Origin of the sequence: Halomonas elongata DSM 2581, from assembly GCF_000196875.2 — a bacterium.
Taxonomy (GTDB): Bacteria; Pseudomonadota; Gammaproteobacteria; order Pseudomonadales; family Halomonadaceae; genus Halomonas; species Halomonas elongata.
On record NC_014532.2, the window covers coordinates 3,515,203 to 3,539,582 of the forward strand.

General features: G+C 65.3%; 17 protein-coding genes. 9 read left to right on the forward strand and 8 right to left on the reverse strand.

The window, feature by feature from the left end:
- Positions 1-10: 10 nt before the first annotated feature.
- Both HELO_RS16330 and HELO_RS16335 read right to left on the reverse strand, forming a co-directional pair.
- Positions 11-1,477 (reverse strand): aminoacyl-histidine dipeptidase, encoded by a 1,467-nt coding sequence (locus HELO_RS16330; RefSeq protein WP_013333750.1) that lies wholly within the window; start codon positions 1,475-1,477, stop codon positions 11-13.
- Between the two features lie 32 nt (positions 1,478-1,509).
- Positions 1,510-3,684: a tRNA(Met) cytidine acetyltransferase TmcA gene (locus tag HELO_RS16335; protein WP_013333751.1), complete on the reverse strand. Its 2,175-nt coding sequence runs from the start codon at positions 3,682-3,684 to the stop codon at positions 1,510-1,512.
- A 317-nt stretch (positions 3,685-4,001) separates the two neighbouring features.
- On the opposite strand from HELO_RS16335, the gene dctP reads away from it, so the two are divergent.
- From dctP to HELO_RS16355, 4 genes are all read left to right on the forward strand, one after another.
- Positions 4,002-5,105: a TRAP transporter substrate-binding protein DctP gene (dctP, locus tag HELO_RS16340; protein WP_013333752.1), complete on the forward strand. Its 1,104-nt coding sequence runs from the start codon at positions 4,002-4,004 to the stop codon at positions 5,103-5,105.
- Between the two features lie 81 nt (positions 5,106-5,186).
- Positions 5,187-5,690 carry a TRAP transporter small permease subunit gene (locus tag HELO_RS16345; protein ID WP_013333753.1) on the forward strand — a complete coding sequence of 168 codons (504 nt, stop codon included), beginning with the start codon at positions 5,187-5,189 and terminating at the stop codon, positions 5,688-5,690.
- Positions 5,687-7,015 carry a TRAP transporter large permease gene (locus HELO_RS16350; RefSeq protein WP_013333754.1) on the forward strand — a complete coding sequence of 443 codons (1,329 nt, stop codon included), beginning with the start codon at positions 5,687-5,689 and terminating at the stop codon, positions 7,013-7,015. The genes HELO_RS16345 and HELO_RS16350 overlap by 4 nt, the downstream gene beginning before the upstream one ends.
- Positions 7,016-7,057: 42 nt before the next feature.
- Positions 7,058-8,794: an ABC transporter permease gene (locus HELO_RS16355; protein ID WP_013333755.1), complete on the forward strand. Its 1,737-nt coding sequence runs from the start codon at positions 7,058-7,060 to the stop codon at positions 8,792-8,794.
- On the opposite strand, the gene HELO_RS16360 is transcribed toward HELO_RS16355, so the two are convergent.
- Positions 8,741-9,865 (reverse strand): ABC transporter ATP-binding protein, encoded by a 1,125-nt coding sequence (locus HELO_RS16360; protein WP_041602210.1) that lies wholly within the window; start codon positions 9,863-9,865, stop codon positions 8,741-8,743. The genes HELO_RS16355 and HELO_RS16360 overlap by 54 nt on opposite strands.
- Positions 9,866-10,086: 221 nt before the next feature.
- On the opposite strand from HELO_RS16360, the gene HELO_RS16365 reads away from it, so the two are divergent.
- Positions 10,087-11,115: a Fe(3+) ABC transporter substrate-binding protein gene (locus HELO_RS16365; protein WP_013333757.1), complete on the forward strand. Its 1,029-nt coding sequence runs from the start codon at positions 10,087-10,089 to the stop codon at positions 11,113-11,115.
- 87 nt (positions 11,116-11,202) lie between these two features.
- Here the strand turns inward: HELO_RS16365 and polA are convergent, their stop codons facing one another.
- A complete protein-coding gene (polA, locus tag HELO_RS16370; RefSeq protein ID WP_013333758.1) occupies positions 11,203-13,971 on the reverse strand; it encodes a DNA polymerase I in 2,769 nt (922 codons plus the stop codon).
- A 425-nt stretch (positions 13,972-14,396) separates the two neighbouring features.
- Here polA and HELO_RS16375 point away from each other — a divergent pair, with 425 nt between their 5' ends.
- From HELO_RS16375 to HELO_RS16390, 4 genes are all read left to right on the forward strand, one after another.
- A complete protein-coding gene (locus HELO_RS16375; protein WP_013333759.1) occupies positions 14,397-14,690 on the forward strand; it encodes a DUF2782 domain-containing protein in 294 nt (97 codons plus the stop codon).
- 83 nt (positions 14,691-14,773) lie between these two features.
- A complete protein-coding gene (locus HELO_RS16380) occupies positions 14,774-15,733 on the forward strand; it encodes a homoserine kinase (protein WP_013333760.1) in 960 nt (319 codons plus the stop codon).
- An 8-nt stretch (positions 15,734-15,741) separates the two neighbouring features.
- Positions 15,742-17,652 carry a biosynthetic arginine decarboxylase gene (speA, locus tag HELO_RS16385; protein WP_013333761.1) on the forward strand — a complete coding sequence of 637 codons (1,911 nt, stop codon included), beginning with the start codon at positions 15,742-15,744 and terminating at the stop codon, positions 17,650-17,652.
- Positions 17,653-18,025: 373 nt separating this feature from the next.
- Positions 18,026-20,368 carry a glucose/quinate/shikimate family membrane-bound PQQ-dependent dehydrogenase gene (locus HELO_RS16390; protein ID WP_013333762.1) on the forward strand — a complete coding sequence of 781 codons (2,343 nt, stop codon included), beginning with the start codon at positions 18,026-18,028 and terminating at the stop codon, positions 20,366-20,368.
- Positions 20,369-20,488: 120 nt separating this feature from the next.
- Here HELO_RS16390 and HELO_RS16395 read toward each other — a convergent pair whose 3' ends face one another.
- From HELO_RS16395 to HELO_RS16410, 4 genes are all read right to left on the reverse strand, one after another.
- A complete protein-coding gene (locus tag HELO_RS16395) occupies positions 20,489-21,154 on the reverse strand; it encodes a fumarylacetoacetate hydrolase family protein (RefSeq protein ID WP_013333763.1) in 666 nt (221 codons plus the stop codon).
- Positions 21,155-21,219: 65 nt separating this feature from the next.
- The gene (gene thpD / locus HELO_RS16400; RefSeq protein ID WP_013333764.1) at positions 21,220-22,218 is read right to left on the reverse strand and encodes an ectoine hydroxylase; all 999 of its coding nucleotides are present in this window, start codon (positions 22,216-22,218) and stop codon (positions 21,220-21,222) included.
- 200 nt (positions 22,219-22,418) lie between these two features.
- A complete protein-coding gene (locus HELO_RS16405; protein ID WP_013333765.1) occupies positions 22,419-23,147 on the reverse strand; it encodes a metal-binding protein ZinT in 729 nt (242 codons plus the stop codon).
- A gap of 134 nt (positions 23,148-23,281) precedes the next feature.
- A complete protein-coding gene (locus HELO_RS16410; protein ID WP_013333766.1) occupies positions 23,282-24,283 on the reverse strand; it encodes a zinc ABC transporter substrate-binding protein in 1,002 nt (333 codons plus the stop codon).
- Positions 24,284-24,380: the final 97 nt, after the last annotated feature.

Here is a 24,380-nt window from a genome sequence, read left to right on the forward strand (position 1 = left end):
GCCGCCTCCCTCAAGTCGCCGGGCTCGCCAGGTCCTCGACCAGGGCTCGCAGCATGTCCCAGAACTCTGCCACCGAGTCGATCTCCACGCGTTCATCCGGCGAGTGCGCGCCTCGGATCGACGGGCCGAAGGAGATCATCGACAGGGCCGGGTACTTGGCGCCGAGAATGCCGCACTCAAGGCCTGCGTGGATCACCTTGACGGCCGGATCCACGCCCAGCCGTTCACGGTGCAGGGAGCAGAAACGCGCCAGCAGCGGACTCTCGGGCGCCGGCGTCCAGCCGGGATAGGCATTCTCGACCCGGGTGCGCGCACCGATCAGCTCGAACAGTGCATGGAAGCGGTCGGCGATGTCGGCACGCGCGCTGTCACGCAGCGAGCGCACCAGGGCGCACAGGTGAAAACGCCCATCTTCCAGCCTCACTACACCGAGGTTGTTGGAGGTTTCCACCACGCCCGGCACGGCGGTGCTCATGCGCTCGACGCCACAGGGCGCTACGTGCAGGGCATTGACCAGCAGGCGGCTGGCATCGTGGGTCAAGGCTGTCGCATCCTCGGCATCGCTGGGGCCGAGTGTCAGTTGCAGGCCATCGTCGACTCCGGCCAGCTCGTCGCGCAGTTCCTGCTCCAGGGCCGCCAGGCGCGTTCGCGCGGCCTCCAGCTCCTCGGCGGGCAACGCCAGGGTGGCGAAGGCCTCGCGCGGCAGGGCATTGCGCAGGGTGCCGCCGTGGTAGTCGACCAGACGCGCATCGCAATCCTCGAGGCGACGCAACGCCCGCACCAGCAGGCGATTGGCGTTGCCGCGCCCCTTGTCGATGTCGAGACCGGAGTGCCCGCCGGTCAGGCCGGTCAAGGCGAGGCGCATCGACACTTCGCTCTCATCCAGCCCGGTGGTGGGCAACTGCGCGTCCACCAGGACATCGGCACCACCGGCGCAGCCGATGTAGACCTGGCCACGGTCCTCGGAATCGAGGTTGAGCAGGATCTCGCCCTCGAGCCAGTCTTCCGCCAGGTTCAGGGCACCGCCCATCGAGGACTCTTCCTCCAGGGTGAACAGCGCCTCGAGCGGACCGTGCACGAGGTCGTCGTCCTCCAGGATCGCCAGCGCCGCCGCCACGCCCATGCCGTTGTCGGCCCCCAGGGTGGTGTCCCGCGCATGCAGCCAGCCGTCCTCCACATAGGTCGCGATGGGATCGCGGGTGAAGTCGTGGGGGTGATCGGCGTTGGCCTGGGCGACCATGTCCAGGTGTCCCTGCAGGATCACGCCTGGCGCCTTCTCGTGGCCGGGACTGGCCGGCTTGCGGATTCGCAGGTTGCCGAAGGCGTCGCGATCGTGCGCCAGGCCGAGCCCATCGGCCCAGGCTTCGAGGTGCGCCACCAGGGCCGCTTCATGGCCGGAAGGACGCGGGGTGTCGCATAGGGTGCGGAAATGGCGCCACAGCGGGCGCGGCGCGAGTTGCTCGAGATGTGAGTTCATGGCGCTTCTGTATCGTGATTGACCCGGAGACTCTACCGACCGTCCTCATTCTTGGAAAGGTTAGCCGCTTCGAGCCACCTGGCGACACTACGCCGTCGCCAGGCATCGACCTGCCGGGCACCGCTGAGCGACAGCCGCCGGGCGAGCCAATCGTCGGCACGTCCCTGGAAGGCCCAGGCGGCCAGCATGGCCAGCTCGGCATCGCCCTGACCATGCGGGGCGACGGCAGCGATCAGCGCCTGCATGGCCGGCCTGGCCATGGCCGGATCGCGATGCCCATGGGCCACATCGTCGAGATCCCGGCGGTCCTCCGGCGACAGCGACTCGGCAGGGCGCTCGCCGAGCAGCACCAGCGCCACCAGCGGTTCGAGTTCGGACAGCTCGAAGGCCAGGAGGCTGGGCAGTTGCCGATGGAAGCGACGTATCAGACGGGCCACCAGGGCTTCGCCCGTGCCACTGAGCGGTCGCACCATCATCAGGGCGTGCTCGCCAGTGGAGGTCTCGCGGGTCAGGCCAAGACGCACCACCCGGAATCCCTGGGCCTGCCAGAAGGCCAGCAACCCCGGCTCGGCGCCGAAGCTCGCCCCGAGCAGATCGATGCCCTCCGCCTCGGCATCGGTCTGCTCGGCCGCCAGCAAGCGCGCTCCCAGGCCCTGACGACGACACTGCGGCACCACGGCGATGCGCAGGATGCGGCGAAGTCGGGCCGTCAGGGCCTCACGCTCGCCGGCATGGGCCGCCAGCGACTGGGCGAGCAGGTGACCGCGCGGACGCCGTTCGCCACGCGCCACGCGTTCGGCGAGCTCGGCGTCGAAGCCGCCCTCGTCGCTGGTGACCGCCACCGCCGCGACGCCGGCATCGCCCGACAGGCTGGCGATGCGGGTCGCCGGCGCATCCAGCAGCCGTCGCAGGTCCCCGGGCGTGGTGCGGTAATGGGCCTGCACCAGCAGCCCGAAGATGGCGCGCAGGCGCGGCTCGTCGACGGCCAGGGCACGACGATCCTCGCGCTGCCGGCTCACTGTCCCCGGCTGGCCGCTATCCGGCTCCGCATCGAGCATCAGCAGGCGCGAAGTCAACGCCTCAAGGGGGTCGCCCTCGGTCCAGCGCACCGGGGTGGCCAGATGAATCTCCCGCCAATCCGGCGCGAAGCGGGTCAACCGCTCCCGAAAACGCAGCGCGAAGCCACGCCCCGCGCCTTCGTAGCCGTGCACAGTGGTGGCGAAGGCGATGCGCGGGAAGGCCTCGAGCCAGCCGCCCAGCAGCCCGGCGGGAATCGCCGCGGCCTCGTCCACCAGCAGCCAGCGCCCCGCACCGCCGGCCTCGCCGCGCTCGATCCGCGACTGCAGTTCATCCGGCGCCAGGAAGCTCACGCATCCGCCTTCGACCTCGAAGCGATTGCCGCGGCGCACGCCCTCGGGACACAGCACCGCCAGTCGCTCGAAGAGCCCCGCCACCGCCGACGGGCGCGGCGCCGTGACCAGTATCTCGTCGATGCCTCGCGCCAGCAGACGGGCACAGGCAATCCCCAGGGCCGCCGTCTTGCCGCGCCCCCGGTCGGCAGTAATCACCAACGGACGACGGCGACGCAGGCGCACCAGCCGCGCCACGGCATCGGCCTGGTCCGGCGTGAGACATGCCGGGTCCGACGGCGCCGCCGCTTGCCGGGGAGCCGATGCCAGCACCGGTATCACCGGCGCAGCCCCAGCGGGCCAAGGCGCCACCTCCGGTGCATTCGACAGCAGGCTCGAAAGACGCGCCAGATAGCGAGACGACAAGTTCTCCGGCGACCAGGGATGCTCGGCCAGCCGAGCGTAGTCGGCGTCGGGCCGCGCGCCCCAGTCGGCCGGCGTCATCAGCACCATCAGCCCGCCGGCACGCAGGGTTCCGGACAGGGCGCCGAATGCCTCGGGGTCGAACCCGGCCTCCGGCGAGACCGCATCGAAGACGACCAGGTCCTGTTCCCCACCGAGCCGAGTCCGAGCCTTGTTCGCCGGCAGCCATGCCGTCGACTCGATGCCCTCCGGCGCTGCGGGGCCGACCCAGAGCGCTGCCCGCCAGGCTTCACTGGCCCACACTTCACGGGCTCGATCACGACAGCGCTCGGCATCGCCGCTCAGCCAGAGCAGTCCCCGCCAGCGCCGCGAGATGAGCTCCCGATGGAAAGTTTCCAGCTCGGGCGGCGCAGAGGCCGTGTTTACTGGCGGCATGTCGGCCTCCTGGATGAATCAACTTTGGTCTAATAAACCCGGCAATTAAACGCTCGATTGTAGTGCGGCAACGCAACATCAGTCATGCCATAAATAGCTCATTTCACTGATATAAAAGACTTTCTTTCGCTTTAATGACATGTGCGACCGCCACAAAACGGTGTTAAACACGACCATGGTGGACATCGAACATCACGGAAAAGCCATGCTAGCTTGATGACTGGCACCGTCCCGCTGCCTGCCGGCATGCGGGGTGGTCACGTTCTCTGTCCGCGTCTCTTCTCGACAACCACAACAAGTCCCAGAGGGAGTCCCTCATGACGACACGCTTCACTCTCACCGGCCTGGCCGCCGGCATCGCCCTGGCCACCCTGGCGACTTCCGCCCAGGCTCAGGAAAAGTGGACCATGACCACCACCTGGCCGGACAACCTGGACTTGATCCAGATCGATCGTCACTGGGCCGAGCTGGTCAACCAGTTGGCCGGCGACGAACTGCAGATCGACTTCCGCGCCGGCGGCACCCTGATGCCCGGCACCGAGGTCTTCGATGCCACCGAGACCGGCAGCATCGAGGCCGCCGGCGACTGGCCGGGCTACTGGGCGGGCCGCAGCCCGGCCTTCTCGCCGCTGGCCACTACCACCAGCCTGTTCAATGGCGTCGATTACCTGAACTGGATCCAGCAATGGGGCGGTTTCGAGCTCTATCAGGAAGTCTACGGCCAGTACAACATGGTCTATCTGCCCTACGGTATCACCAATAACGAATCCGGCTTCCGCGGCGGCACGCCCATCGAGAGCCTCGCCGACCTGGAAGGCAAGCGCCTGCGCCTGTCCGGCCGCGACCAGGGCCGAGTCCTGGAGGAACTGGGCGGCTCCCAGGTGACGCTGGCCGGCGGCGAGATCTATCAGGCCATCGAGCGCGGCGTGGTCGATGGTGCCGAGTTTTCCACTCCCGGCGTGGACTACAAGGCCGGCTTCAACGAGGTCGCCGACTACTGGCTGACGCCGGGGTGGCACCAGTCCGCCAGCGTGTTCGGCGTGATGATCAACCAGGATGCCTGGGATGCGCTGTCCGAGGAGACCCAGGAAAAGCTCAAGATCGCCGCCGACGCCACTATGGCCTGGTCGCTGGCCTGGTCCGAGAAGCAATCCACCGAAGGCACGGTGAAGTTCCTCGAGGACGGCACCACCATCAATCAGCTCTCCGAGGAAGACCTGGCCAAGATCCAGGACATCACCAACGAGGTGATCGTGCAGGGCGCCTGCGAGGATCCCATGCATGCCAAGATCTATCATTCGATGATCAGTTACCTCGAGAACTATGCCAACTGGCGTGATGTCTCGGCGCCTTTCAACATGAGCCGCGTCACCGACAACCTGCCGGCTCTGGAGGACATCGAAGCCTGCATGGAGCAGTAAAACCGGAACGGGAGGGCCCCGGGCCCTCCCCTTGCCACTGACCTGCCCTCGTCGACACCGACTTACGCCGGGATCCTCACCATGAATGCCATTGCCAGGGCCATCGATGCCCTCAACGAGGGGTTCGGGCGCCTGATCGCCCCGCTGCTCGCCGTGATCACCCTGATCGTGGTCTACGACATCGCCATGCGCTTCTTCATCGGCCGCCCCAGCGACTGGGCCTTCGATGTCACCAAGATGCTGTTCGGCGCCCACTTCATGCTGATGGCCGCCTACGGACTGCGTCATCACGCCCACGTGGAGGTCGACGTGCTCAAGCGTCTGCTGTCGCGGCGTAAGCAGGCAGCGCTCGAGATCCTCGGCTACCTGATCTTCTTCGTGCCCTTCATCTGGATGCTGCTCACCTACGGCTGGAGCTTCTTCGAGCGCTCCTTCAGTCGCAGCGAGACCACCTACGGCATCGTGGCCCTCCCCGTCTATCCGGTGAAGGCCGTGATCGTCGTCACGGCCGTATTGATCCTGCTCCAGGCCATCGCCATCGTGATCCGTGCCATACAGGAACTGCGCAAGGAGGAAGCCGCATGAGCGCCGAGATGCTCACCCTGTTCATGTTCGGCGGCCTGCTGGTCGGCCTGTTCATGGGCCATCCGCTGGCCTTCGTGCTGGGCGGCGTCGCCGTGCTGGGCGCTGTGCTGGGGCCCGGCGTCAAGGTGCTCGGTACCCTGATCAACAACATCTACGGCAACGCCATGGACAACTATGTCCTGGTGGCCATTCCCCTCTTCGTGCTGATGGCGCGCTTTCTCAACGACTCTGGCGTCACCGAGAAGATGTTCGAAAGCATGCGGCTGCTGCTGGCCCGCCTGCATGGCGGCCTGGCATTGACGGTGGTCATCGTCTCGGTGCTGCTGGCCGCCACCACCGGCATCGTCGGCGCCTCCATTGCCGTGATGGGCATGATCGCCCTGGTGCCGATGCTCAAGTATTCCTACAACAAGGAACTCAGCACCGGGGTGATCATGGCCAGCGGCTGTCTGGGCATCCTGATTCCCCCGAGCATCATGCTGATCCTGATGGCCAGCTACTCACCGGTCTCGGTGGGCGCCCTGTTCGCCGGTGCCCTGGTACCGGGCGTCATGTTGGGCGCCATGTACGCCCTCTATGTGCTGGTGATCTGCTACCTGAAACCCAGCTATGGCCCGCCAGTGCCCGCCGAGGAGCGCGCCGACACCAGCACCGGCGAACTGCTGGGCATGCTCGGCAAGTACGTGCTGCCGCCCATGGCGCTGATCCTCGGCGTGCTGGGCTCGCTGTTCACCGGCATCGCCACCGCCACCGAGGCCTCGGCCATCGGCGTGACCATCGCCTTCGTGCTATTCCTGATCTTCGGCGATCGCAAGGCCTCCACCTGCTATCGCACCCTGATCGAAGCCAGCAAGACCACCACCATGGTGATGCTGGTACTGGTAGGCGCCACCGCCTTCACCGGGGTGTTTTCGCGCGGCGGCGGCATGCAGGTGATCAATGACGTGGTCATGGCCATGCCCGGCGGTACCACCGGGGCGCTGATCCTGATGCTCTTCCTGGTCTTCATCCTCGGCATGTTCCTGGACTGGACCGGCATCGTGCTGCTCAGCTTCCCGATCATGCTGCCCATCGTCGATCAGATGGGCGTGGACATGCTGTGGTTCGTGGTGATGGTGGCCGTGGTGTTGCAGACATCCTTCCTCACCCCGCCCTTCGGCTATGCGCTCTTCTACCTCAAGGGCGTCGCTCCCAAGGGCGTCGAGATCGTCGATCTCTACCGGGCGGTGATCCCCTTCTGCGCACTGATCGTGCTGGCCTGCGTGCTGATGGCCATCTTCCCCTCCCTGGTGACCGGCCTGCCGGCATTGCTGCTCGGCCACTGACGAACTCGCCGCCCGCCATGCCGGCGGGCGGCGAGGGCTGCTATGCTAGCCTCTCCCGCTTCGCCACCTGGGAGACCGCCCGCCTTGTCCCGCACCCACCGCCTTTCACGCATTGCACGGGCCGCACGCCCCGGCCTGCGCTTCGATGCCTGGAACCTGCTGACCCTGGGTATCGCCGCCATCGTGGCGCTTCCGGTGCTGGTGGTGCTCGCGCATATCGTCATGCCCACCGACGGCATCTGGCACCACCTCGCCAGCACCGTGCTGGGACGCTATCTGGCCAACACTCTGTTCCTGGTGATCACGGTGGGCCTGGGCACCTTCATCATCGGTACCGGCACGGCCTGGCTGGTGGTGATGTGCCGCTTCCCCGGGCGTCGCCTGTTCGAGTGGGCCCTGTTGCTGCCGCTGGCGGTGCCGACCTATGTGATCGCCTACGCCTATACCGACTTCCTGCAATATGCCGGCCCGCTGCAGAGCTGGCTGAGAGCGGCCTTCGACTGGGGGCGGGACGACTACTTCTTCCCCAACATCCGCTCCCTGGGCGGGGCGGCGATCCTGATCACCCTGGTGCTCTACCCCTACGTCTACATGCTGACCCGGGCGGCCTTTCTCGAGCAGTCGGTATGCGTGCTGGATGTGGGGCGAACCCTGGGACGCGGCCCCTGGCGGCTGTTCAGCAGCATCGCGATCCCTCTGGCACGCCCGGCCATCGTCGGCGGCGTCTCGCTGGCGTTGATGGAGACCCTCAACGAATTCGGCGCGGTGCAATACTTCGGCGTCGACACCTTCACCACCGGTATCTATCGCACCTGGTTCGGCATGGGCGAACAGGTTGCCGCGGCCCAGTTGGCGGCCTGCCTGCTGGCCTTCGTGATACTCCTGGTGCTGCTGGAACGCGCCTCGCGTGGCAAGCGTCGCTATTTCCACACCACGGGCCGCTATCAGCGCCTGCCGGAGTTCCAGCTCACCGGCTGGCGGGCAACGGCGGCCTGCCTGGCCTGCCTGACGCCAGTGCTGGTGGGCTTTCTCATTCCCGGCGGCCTGCTGGGCTATCTGTCGATCAAGGGCGGGGATTCGCTGTTCGGTGCCCGGTTCCTCGAGTTCGCCGGCAACAGCCTGGTGCTGGCGGCATTGGCCGCGCTGGTCGCCGTGGCCTTGGCTTTGGTGTTGAGCTACGGCGCCCGGCTGCATCCGGGGCCGACGACGCGCACCGCCACCCGCATCGCCGCCCTGGGCTATGCCGTGCCCGGCTCGGTGGTGGCGGTGGGCATCCTGATTCCCTTCGCCTGGCTGGACGACCAGATCAATGGCTGGCTGCGCGCGCATTATGGCGTCATCGCCGGGCTGATCTTCAGCGGCTCGGCCTTCATCCTGATCTACGCCTATGTGGTGCGCTTCCTGGCGGTATCGTTCAATGCCCTGGAGGCCAGCCTCGGCAAGGTCACGCCCAACATGGACGCCGCAGCCCGCACCCTGGGCCAGACCGCCAGCGGCACCCTGCGCCGGGTCCACACACCGATCATGCGCAGCAGCCTGCTGGCCGCCGCCATCCTGGTCTTCGTCGATGTCATGAAGGAGCTGCCGGCCACCATCATCCTGCGCCCGTTCAATTTCGACACCCTGGCCGTGCGCGCCCACAACCTGGCCGCCGACGAGCGCCTCGCCGAAGCCTCCACCGCCTCGCTGGCCATCGTCGCGGTGGGCGTCATCCCCGTGGTGCTGCTAAGCCTCGCCATGCGCCGGGCTCGTCCCGGCGGCAAAGACGAACACCTGTGAAGGATCCAGGCGAATCGACACCGGCTGCCCCTCCTCGGGCAGGAACACGCCCGGCACCCGGGCATGCAGGTGGGCCTCGCGACCGCCGGCGCCATGGGCGCAGATGTGCAGCAGGCTGGTTCGCCCCAGCAGCTTGGCCATGACCACATGGCTGTGGGTCGGCGCCGGCGGTGTCGTCAGCGCCTCGACCCGCAATGCCTCGGGGCGGATCATCACCCGTGCCCACTCGCCTTCCGCCAGCTTCGGCGCTGCCACCTCGCCCACCGGCGTGGCCACGCGCCCGTCCCGCACCTCGCCGAACAGCTCGTTGACGGTGTCGAAGAAGGTCACCACGAAGGGGTCGGCCGGCTCGCAGTAGAGCTCCCGGGGCGTGCCCATCTGCACGATATGGCCGTCACGCATCAGGGCAATGCGGTCGGCCATGAACATCGCCTCCTCGGGGTCGTGGGTCACCAGCAGGGCGCCCGCTCCCAGCTTCTTGAGAACGTGCAGGGTATCGTCGCGAATGCGGTCGCGGAGCCGCGCATCGAGACTCGAGAAGGGCTCGTCGAGCAGCATCAGACCGGGCTCCGGCGCCAGGGCCCGGGCCAGGGCGACACGCTGCTGCTGCCCACCCGAAAGGGTATGCGGATAGCTGGCGGCATGGCGCTCCATGCCCAACAGGGCCAGCAGTTCCCTGGCACGCTCGCGGCGGCGCCGCGCGGGCAACGACTCCAGGCCGAAGGTGACGTTCTCGAGCACGCTGAGATGCGGGAACAGCGCCGACTCCTGGAAGGCCAGGCCGACATTGCGGTGCTCCGGCGGCACATGCGGCCTCCCCAGGGCTCGGCCATTGACCGCGACGTGCCCTCGCTGCAAGACCTCGAGCCCGGCGACGATGCGCAACAGCGTGGTCTTGCCACATCCCGAAGGGCCCAGCAGGCAGACCACCTCGCCCTGGTGCACCGTCAGGTCGATGCCCGCCACGGCCGTGTGACGGCCATAGGCATGGTGGATGTCCTGCATGCTCAGGACGACGGGCGCCTCCGTCTCGGGTGGCTCGGCGGCATTCTGGAGAGGAGCGTGGTGCATGGCGATCGTCGTCCGGGAAGTTCGAGATTCATGGTAACGCGAAAGCATCTTCGACACGTTGTGATTTTCAACGGCGCCGCCGGCAGCTTGCCTCAACGACCGTGCCGGCGTTTTTCATGTCCCGTAGTTGACGCCCATGCCGGCAGGCGCTTCAATGCCTGACAGGAAATGCAACGCATTAACATCCAAAAACCATTTCCAACACGCCTGAGAGGTCTTCCATGCCCCATTTCCAGCGACTCGTCATGCCACTTGCCGCCCTGCTGGGCGGTGCGGCCTTCGCCACAGGCGCTGCCGCCGATGAACTCAACATCTACTCGGCGCGGCACTACGACTCCGACCAGGCGCTCTACGACGCCTTCACCGCAGAAACCGGCATTGAGGTCAACGTTCTCGAGGGCGACTCCGACCAGCTCATCCAGCGCATCCAGCGCGAAGGCGCAGCCAGTCCCGCCGACGTGATGATGACCGTCGACGCAGGCCGCCTGTGGCGCGCTGAGCAGGAAGGCATTTTCGCCAGCGTCGAGTCCGCAACGCTGGCCGAGCGTCTGCCCGACGCCATGCGCCACCCTGAAGGCAAGTGGTTCGGCTTCAGCCAGCGCGTGCGCGCCATCTTCTACAATCCCGACAAGATCGATGCCGACGAGATCGCCACCTACGAAGACCTGGCCGATCCGCGTTTCAAAGGCGAAATCTGCATCCGTTCCTCCAACAACATCTACAACCAGTCCCTGCTGGCCTCGCTCATCGCCCACGACGGCGCGGAACAGGCCGAAGCCTGGGCCCAGGGTGTGGTCGACAACATGGCCCGCGACCCCGAAGGCGGTGACCGCGACCAGATTCGCGGCGTGGCCAGCGGCGAGTGCGACCTGGCCGTGGGCAACCACTACTACTACGTGCGCATGCTGAAATCCGACGACGACGCGCAGCGCGAGGCCGCCGAGAAGGTCGAGATCCTGTTCCCCAACCAGGACGGTCGCGGCGCTCACGTCAACGTCGGCGGCGCCGGCATGGTCGAGGGCGCGCCGCACCCGGAAAACGCCGTGCGCTTCCTGGAATTCCTCGCCTCCGACGAAGCCCAGGCACTGTTCGCCTCCGGCAACCATGAATTCCCCGTGGTCGACGGCGTGGAAATCGACGATGTCCTGGCCTCCTGGGGCGACTTCAAGAAGGACTCGCTCAACGTCAGCCAACTGGGCGAAAACAACCCCGAAGCGATCAAGATCTTCGACCGCGTCGGCTGGCGGTAAGAAAGGCTGACATCCTTCTTCATGCTCCACTGAACAGGCCCGTGGCGAAAGCCACGGGCCTTGTCGTTGCCAAGCGGCGCAAATGACTCAGTGCGCCTCGTCCCAGTTGGCACCGCTTTCCGCCTCGACGGTCAGTGCCACATCGAGTTCGGCGGCGTTCTCCATGCGGGTCTTGACCTGATCCATGAAAGCGTCGACCTCGCTTTCCGCGACTTCGAAGACCAGTTCGTCGTGGACCTGCATGACCATCATGGCGTCGATGTCGCCGTCGGCCAGCCAGCCGTCGACGTCGATCATGGCGCGTTTGATGATATCCGCCGCCGTGCCCTGCATCGGGGCGTTGATGGCGGTGCGCTCGGCGCCCTGGCGACGGTTGCGGTTCTGGGAGTGGATCTCCGGCAAATGCAGCCGTCGGCCGAAGACGGTCTCGACGTAGCCGTCCTCTGCCGCCTGGGCACGGATGCGCTCCATGTAGCGGGCCACGCCGGGATAGCGGTCGAAGTAACGGTCGATATAGATCTGGGCCTGGTTGCGCTCGATGTGGAGCTGACGCCCCAGCCCCCAGGCGCTCATGCCATAGATCAGCCCGAAGTTGATCGCCTTGGCGCTGCGCCGCTGTTCGCCGGAGACCTTGTCCAGCGCCACGCCGAAGACCTCGGCGGCAGTGGCGGCGTGGATGTCGCGGCCCTGGGCGAAGGCGTCGAGCAAGCCCTTGTCGCCCGACAGGTGCGCCATGATGCGCAGCTCGATCTGCGAATAGTCGGCGGCGACGAGCCGGTAGCCCGGCCGGGCCACGAAGGCCTGACGAATGCGCCGCCCCTGTTCGGTGCGGATGGGGATGTTCTGCAGGTTGGGATCGGATGACGACAGACGCCCGGTGGCGGTGACCGCCTGGTGATAGCTGGTATGCAGGCGCCCGGTCGTCGGGTCGACCAGCTTGGGCAGCTTGTCGGTGTAAGTGGAGCGCAGCTTGGAGAAACCGCGATGCTCCATGATCACCTTGGGCAGCGGATAATCCAGCGCCAGCTCCTCGAGCACGGCCTCGGCGGTCGAGGGCGCCCCCTTGGGTGTCTTCTTGATGACCGGAATCTTCTGCTCTTCGAACAGGATCTCGCCCAGCTGCTTGGGCGAGCCGAGGTTGAATTCGCGTCCGGCCAGCTCATGGGCGCGCTGCTCGAGTTCGCGGATGCGCTCGCCCAGTTCCCGGCTCTGCTCGTGGAGGCGTTCCGGATCCAGCGCCACGCCATTGCGCTCCATCCGCGACAGGACCCGCACCAGCGGGCGCTCGAGATTGTCGAGCACTTCGGCCAGCCGGCCCTGCCCCTCGACCCGCGGTCGCAGTTCGCGGTGCAGGCGCAGGGTGATGTCGACGTCCTCGCAGGCGTAGGGCGCGGCCTGCTCCAGAGCGATCTGGTTGAAGGTGAGCTGCTTGGCGCCCTTGCCGGCGATGTCCTCGAAGCTAACCGTCTTCTCGCCCAGGTACTTCAAGGCCAGGGAGTCCATGTCGTGGCGGGTGGCCGTGGAATCCAGCACATAGGATTCGAGCATGGTGTCGTGCAGCGGACCGGCCACCTCATGGCCATGACGCGCCAGCACCGAGATGTCGTATTTCAGGTTCTGGCCGATCTTGGCCTTGCCGGCATCGGCCCACAGCGGTGCCAGTGCTTCGAGCACGGCCTGGCGGTCGAGCTGTTCGGGGGCATCCAGGTAATCGTGGGCCAGCGGAATGTAGGCCGCTTCCCCCGGTTCCAGGGCGAGCCCCACGCCGACGATATCGGCCTCCATGTAGGAGAGGCTGGTGGTCTCCAGATCGAAGCAGAACGCCTCGCAGTCGGCGAGGCGCGCCAGCCACTCGTCCAGTACCGCCTGCTCGGTGATCACCACGTCGTGACGCGCCCCGCTGCCGTTACCGGCATCCGCCGTGTCGCTCGCTTCGGGCGTGGCGGTGCCGCCCGCCACGTCGTCGACACCCTCGTCTCCGCCTTCCAGCAGCTCCGACAGCCAGTTCTTGAACTCCAGGCGGCGGTAGAGGGCGAGCAACGCTTCGCGATCGGGCCGGGCGATATTCAGGTCGTCGAGCCCGACCGGCAGCTCGCAGTCGGTCTTGATGGTGGCGAGCTCATAGGAGAGAAAGGCCTGCTCGCGATTCTCCTCGAGCTTCTTCGGCAAGGTCTTGGCACCGCGGAAGCTCAGCGTCTTGACCTTCTCCAGATCGGCGTAGACGGTTTCCAGGCCGCCTTCCATGCCCTGCAGCAGCCCCAGGGCGGTCTTCTCGCCGACGCCGGGCACACCAGGAATGTTGTCGACCTTGTCGCCCATCAGGGCGAGAAAGTCGATGATCAGGCTGGGCGGCAGTCCGAATTTCGCCTCGACACCGGCCGTGTCGAGGGTTTCGTCCTTCATGGTGTTGACCAGGGTGATATGGCCGTTGACCAGCTGCGCCATGTCCTTGTCGCCGGTCGAGATCACGGCGTCGCGCCCGGCTTCAGCGGCCTGGCGGGCCAGGGTGCCGATGACGTCGTCGGCCTCCACACCCTCGACGCACAGCAACGGCAGGCCAAGGGCGCGCACGCAGTCGTGCAGCGGCTCGACCTGAACGCGCAGGTCGTCCGGCATCGGTGGCCGCTGCGCCTTGTATTCGGCGTAGAGGTCATCGCGGAAGGTCTTGCCGGGCGCATCGAAGACCACCGCCATGGGGCTGTCGGGGTAATCCTTGAGCAATCGCTTGAGCATGTTGAGCACGCCCTTGACCGCGCCGGTGGGCTGGCCCTCGGAGGTGGTCAGCGGCGGCAGGGCGTGGAAGGCTCGGTACAGATAGGAGGAACCGTCGACGAGTACGATGGGGGTGTCGGCCATGAATCGGCATCCATTGATGTCTGAGTAAAGTGATGTTCAGGGAGAAAGCGCAATTCTGATTCCCCATGATACGCATAGCCGCCGATGTTTGCCGTGAGCCAGGCGCTACCTGAAAAGTCGGCGAGCGAAGATTAGGGCTAGGCCCGTTCCCGACGGGCCATCGCATTTCCCACATCCATGTGGGTCACAAGGCGAAAGTTCACGACAAATCGCCAGGATTGGCGATTTGGGCAGCTCCGCTGCTCGAAGAGCGAGTGACAGGGATGTCACGAGTCACAACGCGGAGTTTACAGGGAGTAAATGAGCATTTTGAGTGGATTTTCAACGTCGTATAACCGAGCGCAGACACTTTTAGGGCAGTGCCTAGGCCTCGATCGGCGGAAGGCATACACTAGGGGAGATGACCCAGGCTCCCGGAGGTTGCCATGCTGTCCCTGTTTCGTCCGTTCGCCGTGCTGCTGCTCGGTGGCGGCCTGCTCCTTGCCGGGTCGCCGGCGCTGGCGCAATCCGGCGGATCGCCCGACCCCGAGATCACCACCCGCCAGGAAGAGAATCGCACCATTCGCGAGTATCGGCTCAACGGCCGGCTCTATGCCATCGAGATCCGCCCCGCCTCCGGCCCGGCCTACCATCTGGTCGACCAGGATGGCGACGGCAACTTCGAACGCCAGGCAGGCGACACTATTCGCGTTCCCGAGTGGGTGCGGGGGGATTCCTGACCGCCGGACGCCAACCGGCATTCGTGCATCGACGCGCCAAGCCGCTACAATAGGCGATTTGGCATAGCCCGCGCGAGACACACATGGCCGTATTCACACCGCTTACCGACGCTCAGGTGTCAACCTTCCTGAGCCGCTTCGATGCCGGCTCGCTGGTTGCCGTCAAGGGAGTGCCTGCCGGCACGGAGAACAGTACCTTCTTCGTCACCACCGACCGCCAGGAACTGGTGCTGACCCTGTTCGAGCAGGGCGAGCACGAAGAGCTGCCGTTCTTCGTCGAACTGCTGGACTATCTCGACGAACACCGCCTGCCGGTGCCCGGCCCTCTGCACGATCATGACGGCATCGCCCTGCACAGCCTGGCCGACAAGCCGGCCCTGTTGTTCCCGCGCCTGCCGGGAGAGCATCCGCATCATCCCAACCTGGCCCAGTGTCGCGCCCTGGGCGATGCCCTGGGCCATATGCACAAGGTCTCGCAGCACTTTCCCGGCCATCGCCCCAACCCGCGCGACCTCCATTGGCTGCTGCCCATGCACCATCAGGTCCTCGCCTACCTGTCGCCGGAGGACCAGGCGCTGATGATGGACGAGGTGGAAATCTATCAGGGCTTCTTCGACAAGGCCCCGGACTTGCCGCAGGGTGCACTGCACGGCGACCTTTTCCGCGACAACACCCTGTTCGACGGCGACCGCCTGGGTGGCATGATCGACTTCTACAACGGCTGCACGGGCGACCTGCTGTTCGACCTGGCCATCGTCATCAATGATTGGGCCACCGAGCCCGACGGTCGCCTCGACCCCGAACGCTACGCCACCATCCTCGCCGCCTATCAGGCCCAGCGTCCGCTGAACACCTCCGAGCGCGACGCCTGGCCGATGATGCTGCGCATGACGGCCCTGCGCTACTGGCTCTCGCGCCTGCTGGTGGTCTACGTGGATCCGCCGGCCCACGACCTGACGCCCCACGACCCCGATCAATTTCGCACCATTCTCAAGCGGCGTCTCGAGGACGGTGCCCTGCCACTGCCCGAGGTCGCATCGTGAAAGTCTCCATGGGCAGTGTCGCCAGTCCCGCGCATCGCGCCCGGCACACCTGGAACATCGACCAGTGGGGCAGCGGCTACTTCGATGTCGACGATGCCGGCCAGGCCCTGGTGCGCCCGCTCGGTGAAGAAGCCGAGGGACCGGCCCTGCCGTTGACGTCGCTGGCGTCCCAACTTCGCGAGGCGGGCCTGCGCCTGCCGGTGCTGGTGCGTTTCACCGACATCCTGCACGACCGCGTCGAGCAGCTATGCGCGGCCTTCGACGGCGCCATGGCCGAGGAAGACTTCGAGGGCGGCTACACGGCGGTCTATCCCATCAAGGTCAATCAGCAGCATCGGGTGGTCGAAGAAATCCTTGCCACCCAGGAACGCGGCCGAGGTCGCGTCGGCCTGGAAGCCGGCAGCAAGCCCGAGCTGCTGGCAGTCCTGGCGCTGTCCGGCGACGGCCCCTCGCTGATCGTCTGCAACGGCTACAAGGACCGCGAATACATCCGCCTGGCGCTGATGGGCGAACGCCTCGGCCACCGGGTCTACCTGGTGGTGGAAAAGCTCTCCGAACTGCCGCTGATCCTCGAGGAGGCCGAGCACCTCGGCGTCAGGCCGCGCATCGGCCTGCGCGCCCGTCTCGCCTCGGTGGGCAAGGGCAAATGGCAGAACACCGGTGGCGAGAAGTCCAAGTTCGGCCTCACCGCCAGCCAGATCCAGGCGATGATCGAGCGCCTGAGCGAAGCCGATGCCCTGGGCAGCCTGCAACTGGTGCATTTCCACCTGGGATCGCAGATCGCCAACATCCACGACATCCAGCGCGGCCTGCGCGAATGCGCACGTTTCTACCAGAACCTGCTGGCGATGGGCGCACCGGTGGATACCGTGGACGTCGGTGGCGGACTGGGCATCGACTACGAGGGCACCCGGTCGCGCAGCTTCTGCTCGATCAACTACTCGATGCGCGAATATGCGCGCAACGTCGTCACGGCCTTTTCCCAGGTCTGCGCCAGCGAGGGCCTGCCCCACCCTCATCTGCTCAGCGAATCCGGCCGCGCCCTGACCGCTCACCACGCGGTGCTGATCACCAATGTGATCGGCGAGGAACGCCCCGATACCCAGGCTCCCGAGAGGCGACACCACGCCGATCCCCAGGTGGCCGAGCTGTGGCGGGTCCACGATGAGCTGCATGCCCTGCATGATCCGCGCGGGCTGGTCGAGGCCTGGCATGACCTGACCCAGGCACTGAGCGACCTTCAGGACCGCTTCGTCATGGGGCTGGCCGACCTTGGCACCCGCGCCGAGGGGGAGAGCGTCCACTCCGCCGCCTGCGCCCGGCTGCGCGAGCGGCTGGACCCACGCAACCGGGCCCACCGCGAGATCCATGACGAGCTGGCCGAAAAGCTCGCCGACAAGCTGTTCGTCAACTTCTCGCTGTTCCAGTCGGTGCCCGATGTCTGGGGGATCGACCAGATATTCCCGGTGCTGCCACTTTCCGGGCTCGATCGCGAACCTTCGCGCCGCGCAGTGATCCAGGACATCACCTGCGACAGCGATGGCCGCATCGACGGCTACGTCGACGGCCAGGGCGTCGAATCCACGCTGCCGCTGCCGGAATGGCGCGAGGACGAGGAACGCTTGATGGGGTTCTTCCTGGTCGGCGCCTACCAGGAAATCCTCGGCGACCTGCACAACCTGTTCGGCGACACCGACTCGGTGGATGCCTCACTCGACGCCGATGGCGAATGGCGCCTCGACCACCTGCTGCACGGCGACCGGGTCGCCGACGTGCTCGGTTACGTCAACTTCGATGCCGACACCCTGCGCGCCCGGCTCGCCGAGCAGCTCGCCGCCAGCGACCTGAGCGACGAAGAGCAGCGCCAGTTCCGACATGACCTGTCGGCCGGCCTGGAAGGCTACACCTATCTTGAATGACCCCTACCTTGAATGCCCCCTATCTCGAGTGATCCCTATCTCTCGAATGAACGGTTTTCGACGCCTTCGATGCTGACATTCCCGGTTCATTAGACCATAGTGATGGTCATGGTCCGTCCAGACGGGCATGTCAAGGGCATCGGCCCGGACGGGCGCATTTAAATCACAGGCTAATTATTATAAAATGCAACCAATTAACCACATCTACAAGCACCGAATGAATCGCAGAACGGTATCCAACGCCGAATGCAGCGTCCGCCAGGGCCGCTGCATTCGGCGGCATGGCTAGTGCAACCGCCTAAACGGCCAAACCTGGCGTGTACCGGGATCGCGATCTTATTCAGGACTTCTTCCATGGCAAGGAGCTCGGTTCATGATCATTCTTTCGCTCATCTTCTGGCTGGTGGGGCTGGCGCTGTTGGGGGGTGGCATCTGGCTCATCACCCTCGACGGTAGCTGGTACTACGCACTGGCCGGCATCGTCCTGATCGTCGTCGGGGCCCTGACGCGATCGCGCCGCCCCGCCGCCCAGACCCTGTATGCGCTTTTCCTGATCGCGACCGCCGCCTGGTCGCTGTGGGAATCCGGCTACGACTGGTGGCCCCTGGCCACGCGACTGGGCATCTTCCTGATCCTCGCTATCCCGCTGCTGATCACACCCAAGAGTGGTAGCCGTGCCGGCCTGGCCCTGCTGCTGCCGGTCTGGGCGATCATTGGCGTGGGCACCCTGGCCAGCCTGACCGTCGATGCCCATCGTGTCGAAGGCGAACTGAGCCGCGATGTGGTCTCGGAAGACGCGAACATCGGTGACACGCCTCAGGAAAGCTGGCACGCCTATGGGCGTAATAACCTGGGGCAGCGTTATTCGCCACTGGAGCAGATCACACCGGAGAACGTCACTGATCTGGAACTGGCCTGGCAATACCAGACCGGCGACGTCAAGCGCCCGGAGGACGTCACCGAGACCACCTACGAGGCGACGCCGCTGAAGATCGACAACTCGCTGTTCCTGTGCACTCCGCACAACTGGCTGATCGCCTTGGATGCCGATACCGGCGAGGAGCAGTGGGTCTACGACGCCAAGGTGCCGGACGAGAGCTCGCGCCAGCACCAGACCTGCCGCGGCGTCTCCTACCTGCCGCCGAGCTCCGGCGAGCCGGATGACATCGACGTGCAACTCGCCAGCGGCCCGGCCGAAGACCTGGACGCCATGCAATGCGACGCCCAGCTGTTCATGCCGACCTCTGACGCCCGCCTGATCGCGGTCGACCCGGCAACCGGCGCGCGCTGCAGCAACTTCGCCGACAACGGCGAGCTCGACCTGCTGCACAACATGCCGTTCAAGCAGGCCGGCTTCTACTATTCCACTTCGCCCCCCGTCGTGGCCGATGGCAAGGTCATCGTCGCCGGCTCGGTCAACGACAACTATGCCGTCGACTCACCGTCCGGCGTGATCCGCGCCTATGACGCCAAGACCGGCGAGCTGGTGTGGAACTGGGATTCCGGCAACCCGGAAGAGACCGCCCCGATCGCCGAAGGCGAGACCTATACCACCAGTTCGCCGAACAGCTGGTCGATCGCCAGCGCCGACGAAGAACTGGGCATGGTCTACTTCCCGATGGGCAACCGCACCCCGGACCAGCTCGGCATGTACCGCAGCGAGGCCGAAGAGAAGTACTCGAGCTCAGTGGTGGCACTGAACCTGGAGACCGGCCAGGTGGAGTGGGTCCAGCAGTTCGTGCACCACGATCTGTGGGACATGGACACCCCCGCCCAGCCCAGCCTGCTGGATCTCGACACCGAGCAGGGCACCCAGCCGGCCCTGGTGATCCCGACCAAGCAGGGCGACGTCTATGTGCTGAACCGCGAGACCGGCGAGCCGATCCTGCCGGTCTCCGAACAGCCGGCGCCCCAGGGTACCATCGAGGGTGACCATGCCGCCGAGACCCAGCCGATCTCGAGCCTGAGCTTCCGGCCGCCGACCCTGCGCGAGGCGGACATGTGGGGCGCGACTCCATTCGACCAGCTGATGTGCCGCATCCAGTTCAAGTCGCTGCGCTACGAGGGTCAGTACACGCCACCCTCCGAGCAGGGCACCATCGTCTTCCCGGGCAACTTCGGGGTCTTCAACTGGGGCAGCATCGCGGTGGATCCCAAGCGCCAGGTGATGTTCGGCATGCCGCTGTACCTGGCCTTCACCTCCACCCTGGTACCCAAGGAGGGCGCCGACCTGGGCGAGACCAACCAGGGTGAGCACGGCCTCAACGAGAACGCCGGTGGCCCCTATGCGGTCGAGATGAAGCCCTTCCTGTCGCCGTTCGGCGTGCCCTGCCAGCAGCCGCCCTGGGGCTATGTCGCCGGCACCGATCTGCGTACCGGCGAGATCGCCTGGAAGCACAAGAACGGCACCATCGAGGACATGACGGCGCTGCCGCTGCCGATCAAGATGGGTGTGCCGGGCATCGGCGGGCCGATCATCACCGAAAGCGGCGTGGTCTTCCTGGCCGCCAGCGTGGACGACTACCTGCGCGGCTACGACCTCAGCACCGGCGAGCAGCTATGGCAAACCCGCTTGCCGGCCGGTGGTCAGGCAACGCCGATGACCTACCTCAACAGCCAGGGCGAGCAGATGGTCGTCCAGGTGGCCGGCGGGCATGGCTCGATCGGCACCACCATCGGCGACTACGTGGTGGCCTACAAGCTGAAGCAGCAATAGGCCCACACCGGGGCGGCCTTCGGGCTGCCCCACAGCCAACACGACAAGGCCCCGCCGGGTTATCTCGGCGGGGCCTTGTCGTTGGCTATGTCACTGATAACTTTCAGCTCGACCGGGCGCTCACTCCGTCACTCGAGTCTCCACGCTCAGGCCACCGGTCAGTTGCAGGCGCAGATCCGCGCCACGCGGCAGCTCTCCCACCCCGGCAGGCGTGCCGGTGAGCACGACATCACCGGGCAACAGCGTGAAGTGGCGGCTCATTTCCGCCAATAGCATCGGCACCGCAAACAGCATGTCGGCGCCCAGGCCGTGCTGTCGACGCTCGCCATTCACTTCCAGGCTAAACTCCAGTGCATTCCAGTTCGGTGTCTCGGCGAGCGGCAGGAAGGCCGACATCGGACAGGCACCATCGAAGGCCTTGGCCACTTCCCAGGGCTGCCCATTGTCTTTCAGGCGCGCCTGGACATCGCGCAGCGTCAGGTCCAGCGCCAGACCGATCCCCACGATGGCACGTTCGGCCTGATCGGGCGCGGCTTCGCTCAGCGGCTCACCGATCAGCAGTGCCAGTTCCGTCTCGAAATGGACCTCGCCGCGCGCGAACGGGGCCTCGATGGGCGCGGTCAGGTCCGCGGCACTGGTGGCCGGCTTGATGAACAGCAACGGCTCGCTGGGGACCGGGTTGTTCAACTCCCGGGCATGGTCGGCATAGTTGCGTCCGACGCAGACAATCTTGCCCAGCGGCTCCGGAAACTGCCGGCCATCGGTGAAACGGGGAACGAAACGCATGTCCGACTCGACTCCTTGTTAGAGGGAGGCCCGAAAAGGGCCGTACTTGTTAGTCTACCCCCGAGTCAGCCATCCGGCGACCACGCCTCATCCGGCTCGTGGGCCAGGAAGCGCGGGCGGCGCTTGGAGGCCGCATAAGGTTCGACGCAGCGGTTGTCACGACGGTTGTAGACGAAAAAGGCGTTGCTGCGCGGATCCGGCGACATGTTGGCGTTGGAGCCGTGCAGGGTATTGCAGTCGAACAGCAGCAGGCCACCCGCCGCGCCGGTGGGCGCTTCGATACCATGTCGGTCGATCAACTCGCGCAGCGCCTGGCGGCTCGGCACGCCGAATTCCTGGGTCTTGAGCGACTGCCGGTGATGATCCTCCGGCGTTTCACCCAGGCACGGCACGAATACCCGGTGTGAGCCGGGCACCAGCATCAGCGGCCCGTTGAAGGTGTGGTTGTCGGTCAGCACGATGGACGCACTCACCGCATGCATGGCGGGCATGCCATCCTCGGCGTGCCAGGTTTCAAAATCGGAATGCCAATTGAAGCCCTTGCCCTCGAAGCCGGGCTTGTAGTTGATGCGCGACTGATGGACATAGGGCTCGCCGCCGAGAATCTGCCGGGCGCGACCCATCAGGCGTTCGTCGTTGGCCAGGCGGCTGAAGACTCGCGACAGGTAGTGCACCGCGAACAGCGAGCGGATCTCGTTGCCCTGCGGCTCGGTGATGGCGAAGTCTCGTCCGCGGAAGTCATCCCGGGCCAGCAGGGCGTTGAGTTCGTGGCGCAACGCCTCGAGTTCCTCGCCTTTCAGGAAGTCCGGCTCGAAGATGAAGCCCTGGCGCTCGAAGGTATCGAGCTGCGCGGCCGAGAGCGGCCCATCGGCCTCCTCTCCCTTGACCACCGGCTCGCGGCGATTGAGCCAGGGAAGATCCAGCGGCTCGCTCAGTCGGGTCGGATAGGGATCCTGCCCCGGACGCGGCGCGCTACGGATCCGGCTGTCGGCCTCGGGTGTCTCCGTGGCGATATGCAGGTTCGCTTGTGGCAGCGGTCGGTTGGACGATGTCTGCACTGACATCCAATACCTCCTTTCAAAGTCGGAATGGGTTCAGATTCGAGCTCGTTACCGACGGCGGTCAGCCGCGGGCGGTCCATTCTGGACCCGCGTGGAGAGGGTGGTGACATTAGGGGCGGTTTTCAAGGGGCAGGCATTTCCATGCCCGACGCATCGGGCATGGATGACCCACCGGCGAACCGGTGGGTCGGGCATGAAAAGGCCTAGTGGGCCTTCATTTCACGGACGATCTCATCACCGCTCAGGCTGGAAGGATAATAGGTCGGCCAGTTCGTGACTTCCTCCAGCAAGGCTTCCCGGTCGTCACCCCAGTAAAGGTGGTAGTGATCGGCATCGGTCGGATAGATGCTGTGGTCGCTGAACTGGATATATTCGGGAAGCTCGTCACCGCCCTGCTCCAGCTCGAAGATGAAGCGCACGCCGCGGTTGCCAGCCTCATAGGTCAGGATTTCATAGCCGTCGTAGGCATACTCGCCGGACATCGACTCGCCCCCTTCATGGAAGGTGACGGTGCTGCCATCGATCACGATGCGATCGACATCCGTCTCGTAGCCTGTCGCATAGTATTCCTTGTATTCCTCGGCAGTCTTCCCGTCGCTTTTCTCCGCCTTGTAGGCCATGACCGGATCGAGCGTGCCATCCTGGAGGTATGGATAAACCGACTGCCAGTCCCCTTCCCAATCGGAAAGCGGCCGGTCCTTCACCTGACTGTCCTCGAAATAGCCGGCATAGATGTCGCTGTCATGATCGTGACCGTGATCATGGCTGTGCCCGTGGTCATGGTCGTGATCATGTCCGTGGTCATGACTGTGCCCGTGATCATGGTCATGCTCACCGTGACCGTTTTCATGCGCCAGCGCCGCTTGACCGGCGGCCATCGCCAGCAAGCTGATGGCCAGGACACTCGCTCTCTTTGCATATGGCATGTCCATGATGCCCTCTCTTTCGTTATAGGTTGATCGTTATCGATTGATTTTTCTGTAGAACCCGGCAAAACAAAATACGTTATATCATAACAATAAGATTTTCTTCAACGAGCCTTGTCGATCCTGTGGAGAGACCTCGATCAGCCCTCCGCGGCGCATTGCGCCACGCCATCCGCCAACTGACGCAGGAGCCGAGGATAGAGATCCGCCCCGGGCGTCAGCCCAGTTCCCAGTGGATCGATCACGATGGATGTATCGACGCCGGTATCGTCGAACACGTTTTTCACCAGTTGGGGATTGAACTGCGGCTCGCTGAAGACACAGTCGACATTCAGCTCGCTCACCATGCTGCGAAGCTCATCGATGCGTGCCGGACTGGGGTCCGACGCATCCCCCAGGGAAATGGCCCCGGCGGCCGACAGGTCGAAGCGTTTCTCGAAATACTGGTAGGCATCGTGAAAGACGATGAAACGGGTACCGTGGGCGTCCGCGAGACGTTCCTCCAGCTCACCGATCAGCGTCTCGAGTTCTTCCTTGCCAAGGCGCGCATTCTCCCGGTAGGTATCCGCATGCTCAGGGTCGGCCTTGGCAAGCGATTGGGCGATCGCATCCAGCCACACCCGCGCATTTTCCGGATCGAGCCAGGCATGTGGATCAGTGCCATCATGGGTATGGGCATGATGAGCATCGTGGCCGTGGCCGTGGTCGTGGTCGTGGTCGTGGTCGTGGTCGTGGTCGTGGTCGTGACCATGATCGTGGCCATGCGAATGATTGTGAGCTTCGAAGGTGGCCCCCTGACGAAATGCCAGCGTCTGCGTGCCGGGCACATCCAGCAGGGCGACACTTTCGGCATCTCCGGCCAGGCTCTGCAGCGAGCCGCTCAACCAGGGCGTCAGCTCCTCGCCGATCCAGAACACCACATCGGCACTCTCGAGAGCGCTCGCTTCCGATGGCCGCATGGAATAACCATGCGGTGATGCACCCGGCTGAATCACCAGATCGGGAGACCCCAGATCTCCCATGACACGGTCGACGAGCGAATGGACCGGTGGAATGTCCACCGCCACATCGGGCACATCGGCAGCCGCGATGGCCGGGACTCCCAGCAGCGCCATCAAGCAATGGCGGGCACGAAATGTCATGACATCCTCCAGGAACAGGTGTGGTGCAAAGGAATTGAGCGACGAATATTTATGTTATAACATAACAATAAAGTCAAGCACGCCATCCCCGCATTGC